Source organism: Xanthomonas cannabis pv. cannabis (genome assembly GCF_000802365.1).
GTDB lineage: Bacteria > Pseudomonadota > Gammaproteobacteria > Xanthomonadales > Xanthomonadaceae > Xanthomonas > Xanthomonas cannabis.
On record NZ_JSZE01000171.1, the window covers coordinates 1 to 5,318 of the forward strand.

Here is a 5,318-nt window from a genome sequence, read left to right on the forward strand (position 1 = left end):
TCGCCGGACAAATTTGTCCACTCACCAGGTCGCAGCCCTTGTCCCAGCGATGTTTGGCCCGATGCTGCATCGCATCATGTAAGCGCTTGCAGATCCTGCTAGCGTGCGCGCCATCTCGCTTCGAGGTCGCCATCGGATGGGGCCGATGACCTTCATGTGCCTGTGCGACACGAACGTTCTGCGCCCGCAGGCCGTGCGCCCTGCCCGGGCGCGTGGTCGCCACTGCCTTGTTTTGGAGAAAGCGCCATGAGTCGGCCACGTTCGGAAGGCGGCAGCGTCACCATCAAGGATGTCGCGCGCCAGGCGCAGGTGTCGGTGGCCACGGTGTCGCGCACCATGAACGGCCATCAGCACGTGGCCGAGTCGGTGCGCGAGCGCGTGCTGCAGGTGGCGCGTGCGCTCAATTACATCCCGCACCACGCTGCGCGCAGCCTCAGCAGCCGGCGCACCCACACCATCGGGGTGGTGCTGCCGGACCTGCACGGCGAATTCTTTTCCGAATTGATCCGCGGCATCGACCAGGTGGCGCGCGACCAGGGGTATCACCTGCTGGTGTCCAGCTCGCACGGCGACCCGCAGGCGCAGCGGCGGGCGCTGGAGCGCCTGCCCGGGCGCGTGGACGGGGTGGTGGTGATGTCGCCCTCGCTGGGCGACACCGGCGTGCACGAGGACGCGCTGCCCGGCGGGCTGCCGGCGGTGCTGCTCAACTGCGCCGGCAGCGCCAGCCAGCGGCCGGTGCTCAATGTGGACAACTACGGCGGCGCGCGGGTGATGACGCGGCATCTGCGCGACAGCGGCCACCGCCGCATCGCCTTCATCGCCGGGCCGGCCGACAACTTCGATGCGCACGAGCGCCTGCGCGGCTACCGCGACGAGCTGGCGATGGAGGCGGACGCGCAGCCGTGGGTGTTGCCAGGCAACTTCGATGAGGAGTCCGGCTACCGCGCCGGCCAGGCGCTCGCGCAGGACGCGCGCCCGGATGCGGTGTTTGCCGCCAACGACATGATGGCGCTGGGCTGCCTGTTCGCGCTGGGCCATGCCGGGCTGAAGGTGCCGCAGGACATCGCGCTGGCCGGGTTCGACGATGTGCCGATGGCGCGCTACGTGTTGCCGGCGTTGACCACCATGCGGGTGGACATCGCCGGCCTGGGTGCACGTGCCTTGCGCCTGCTGCTGGGCCAGCAATTGGTGGATGCGCCCGCGCCGCCTGCCGACGCCGCACCGCCGGCGTTTTCGGAAATGGTGCCGGAGCTGATCGTGCGCGCGTCCAGCGCCGCGCGCGGCTCGCCCGGCAGCTGATCCGGCACTCCATCGCATCTTCACGAAATCTTTGCGCTTTCTTATGCTTTTTATAACACCTGCACCTTGCCTGCCGCTGTTCTGCCGTCGTTGAAACAACGCACCACCCGCGCCACGCCGACCATCTCCGCCGGTACGCGCCTGACCCCTGGGAGGGGGACGTCATGAAGACCTACCGTACCGTTTCCACCCTGCCGGCGCGCAGCCTGCTGTGCTGCGCCCTGGCCGCTTCGTTGCTGGCCGCCGCTCCGGCCATGGCCCAGTCCAGCAATGCCACGTTGCGCGGGCAGGTGGCCGCGTCGCAGGCCGGCACCACCGTGACCGCCACCAACGTCGCCAGCGGCGCGGTGCGACGGGTGATCACCGGCGCGGACGGTAGCTATGCGTTGGTCGGCCTGCCGCCGGGCACCTACAAGGTCGATGCCGGTCCCGGCACCGAGCAGACGGTGACCCTGTCGGTGGCCTCGTCGGTCAGCCTGAACCTGGGCAGCGGCGGTGAAGCGGCTGCACCGGCCGCCGATGGCACGGCCACCACCCTGGACACGGTCAAGGTCACCGCCACCACGCTGCAGGAGGTCAAGACCTCCGAAGTCGGCACCACTATCTCGCTCAAGCAGATCAACACGGTGCCGCAGCTAACGCGCAACTTCCTGGAGTTTGCCGACACCGTCCCGGGCATGCAGTTCGAGACCGACTCCAACGGCAACAGCCGGGTGCGCGGCGGCGCGCAGGCCAGTTCGGCGGTCAATGTGTACATCGACGGCGTGGGCCAGAAGAGCTATCTGTTCGGTGGCGTCTCCGGCCAGCAGCAGAGCGCGGGCAACCCGTTCCCGCAGCTGGCGATCGGCGAGTACAAGGTCATCACCTCCAACTACAAGGCCGAGTTCGACCAGGTGGGGTCGGCGGCGATCGTGGCGTCCACCAAGTCCGGTGGCAACGAATTCCATGGCGAGATCTTCGGGCGCACCACCAATACCGATTTCCGCGCGCGCCAGGCCGACGAACGCGCCGGCGCGCCCAATGCCGATGGCAACAAGCGCCAGACGCACCAGGACGAATACGGTGCGGCTTTCAGCGGACCGATCGTCAAGGACAAGGCGCACTTCTTCGTCAGCTACGAAGGCAAAGGCTTTGAGGTGTCGGCCAACCCGGTCGCGGTGCCGGACCGTTTCAGCGCACTGAGCGACGATCTGCCGGCCGGCGTGCAGAGCCGCCTGGGCTCGGTCACCCGTCCGTTCAAGGAAGACCTGTACTTCGGCAAGATCGATTGGGACATCGGCGACAACGACCGCCTGGAGCTCACCGCCAAGGTCCGCGACGAAGAAAGCCGCGATAGCGTGGGCGACCAGAACACCGCCATCGCCGCCAAGATCAACCTCAATTCCGAAGAGCGCTACGACCTGCGTTGGCAGCACTTCGGCGAGCGCTACATCAACGAAGCACGGCTGTCGTACGAAGACGTGCTGTTCAACCCCACCGCCTACACCATCGGCAGCCAGACCGTGTACACGCGCGGCATCGCCGAAGACGACGTGCTGCTCAACGACGACGCCACCAGTGGCCTGGCGATCCAGCGCAAGGGGCAGAAGGGCCCCAGCTTCCAGAACGACCTGACCTTCAACAACATCGAGTGGCATGGCAACCACGTCATCAAGATGGGCGTGAAGTACAAGGAAGTGGAGCTGACCCAGAGCGAGAACTCTGCGGCCAATCCGTCGTTCTACTACGCGGTGAACGATGGCGCGGGGACCGCGCCCATTCCGTACCAGGTCCGCTTCAATCTGCCGTTTGCCGGCGCCGCGCCGTCGGTGACCACTACCAGCAAGCAGCTGGGCCTGTACATCCAGGACGATTGGGACGTCAACGACAAGCTGCAGTTGAATCTGGGCGTGCGCTGGGATGGCGAAAAGATTCCGTCTTACCTGGACAACGTGACCCCGCCGGAAGTGATCGCCGCCTTGAACGGCCCCGGCACCGACCCGGCGGTCAGCGCCACCTATGCCGAGCAGCTGGCCAAGGGCGGGGTCGATATCAACGACTACATCAGCAACGGCCGCAATCGCAAACAGGACAACAACAACTTCGCACCGCGGCTGGGATTCTCCTATGACTTCCGCGGCGACGAATCGCTGGTGCTGTTCGGCGGCGCCGGGCGCAGCTACGACCGCAACCTGTTCGACATCATGGGCCTGGAACAGGTCAAGTCGGCCCTGTCGCAGTACACCATCCGCTTTGTCGAATCCTCCGGCTGCACACCGGCGCCGGGCACCTGCACCAACTTCAACCCGGCCTTTGTCAGCAACCCGGACAGCCTGGGCGGCCTGGTCAATGCGCGCGTGCGCAATGGCGAGATCGACCTGCTCAACAACGATTTGAAGACGCCGTATTCGGACCAGTATTCCATCGGCTTGCGCACGCGGGTGGGCGAGTGGAGCAACTCGGGCACGGTGTCGTATATCCACAGCAAGGACGGTTTGATCCTGACCCTGGGCAACCGCTATCCCAATGGCGATTTCTTCCAGAATGGCGGACAGCCGTGGACCCAGTCACCGGCGGGATTCGGCAACCTGATCATCGGCAACAATGGTGTGGAGACCAAGACCGCGCAGTTGCTGTTGTCCACCGACAAGGCCTACACCAAGGAAAGCGGCTGGGGCCTGAGCGCGGCATACACGTTCTCGCGCGCACGCGGCAATCGCGGCAACGACGATCAGTACGGATTCGATGCGGCCACCATCGCCAGCTATCCGTTCCTGGACCTGAACTCGGTGCCGCGCCATCGCCTGGTGGTCACCGGTATCTACGACCTGTTCTGGGGCATCAGCGCCTCGGCCAAGCTGACCCTGGCCACGGTGCCGCCGCGTAACGAAGCGGTCTCCTTCGATCAATACGGTGGCCCGCCGTCGGACAATATCCGCATCGTTTCGGTGGATGCACCCGGCGGCAAGTTCCTGGCCGGTGGCGACATCTTCGGCACGCGGCAGCTGGATCTATCGCTGTCCAAGGACATGCATGTCACCGATGCGCTCACCGTGCAGGTGCGCGGTGATCTGATCAATGCGCTGAACTTCCGCAACTACGATCAGTACGCCATCGACTGGGGCAACGGCGGGGTGTTCAATCCGCGCGCCAGCATCAACCAGTACGGCGCGCTGTCCACGCCGCCACGCACGCTGTTCCTGAGCGCGCGCATCATCTGGTAATTCGATAAGAAAACGCCAGCTCGGCCTGCGACGCCAGCAACCGGCGAGCGCCCGTGCTGGCAACCCGCATGGACGCACGCCAGCGCATCGGCAGCGTGCGCATTGCCCGTTGAACGCCGATGCGCTGCGTCGGCCACGCGCCGCCAGTGTTTACCCGTCTCGACCCGTGCCTGAAGGAGCAGCCGCCCGTCACCGCAGACCTTTGTCGTTTTTGCAGCCCTTGCGGCTGTTGTTGCCTGCCGTTCCGTGTTTCAACCCAAAAGCACCAACCCAACGCGCCAGTCACTCCACTGCGTCGCGCTTTACCCCTGGGAGGGGGAAAGTCATGAAGACCCACCGTACCGTCTCCACCCTGCCGGCGCGCAGCCTGTTGTGCTGCGCCCTGGCCGCCTCGTTGTTCGCCACCACCCCGGCCATGGCCCAGTCCAGCAACGCCACCTTGCGCGGCCAGGTCGCCTCCGCGCAGAGCGGCAGCGAAGTGGTCGTCACCAATGTCGCCACCGGCTCGGTGCGACGCGCACCGGTCAATGCGAACGGCAACTACACCATCGTCGGGCTGCAGCCGGGCACCTACAAAGTCGAATCCAACGGCATCAGCCGCACGGTGACCTTGTCGGTGGCCTCCAGTGCCACCGTCGATCTGGGCAACGAGCCAGCGGCAGCGCCGGCCGGCAATGCGACCACGCTGGACACGGTGACGGTCAGCGCGCCGATGATTCGCGACGTCAAGACCTCGGAAGTGGGCAATACCATCAGCGCGCGGCAGATTCAGCAGCTGCCGCAGGCCACGCGCAACTTCCTGGAGTTTGCCGACAC

3 protein-coding genes are annotated in these 5,318 nt (G+C 65.8%); all 3 read left to right on the plus strand.

Features of this window, described 5'->3' with window-relative positions; genetic code table 11:
- The first annotated feature begins 246 nt into the window (after positions 1 to 246).
- Entirely contained in the window at positions 247 to 1,299 is a 1,053-nt protein-coding gene (locus OZ10_RS19380; RefSeq protein WP_039414834.1) for a LacI family DNA-binding transcriptional regulator, read from the plus strand.
- A 164-nt stretch (positions 1,300 to 1,463) separates the two neighbouring features.
- Positions 1,464 to 4,502, plus strand: coding sequence for a TonB-dependent receptor (locus OZ10_RS19385; RefSeq protein ID WP_039413597.1), 3,039 nt, complete (start codon positions 1,464 to 1,466; stop codon positions 4,500 to 4,502).
- A 325-nt stretch (positions 4,503 to 4,827) separates the two neighbouring features.
- Positions 4,828 to 5,318: carboxypeptidase-like regulatory domain-containing protein (locus OZ10_RS19390; protein ID WP_039566670.1), on the plus strand; the 491-nt coding region annotated here is incomplete at its 3' end.

Bases quoted from the DNA above. Each gene is read 5' to 3' on its own strand.
- OZ10_RS19385 (WP_039413597.1), top strand. From the start codon at position 1,464: ATGAAGACCTACCGTACCGTTTCCACCCTGCCGGCGCGCAGCCTGCTG.
- OZ10_RS19380 (WP_039414834.1), top strand. From the start codon at position 247: ATGAGTCGGCCACGTTCGGAAGGCGGCAGCGTCACCATCAAGGATGTC.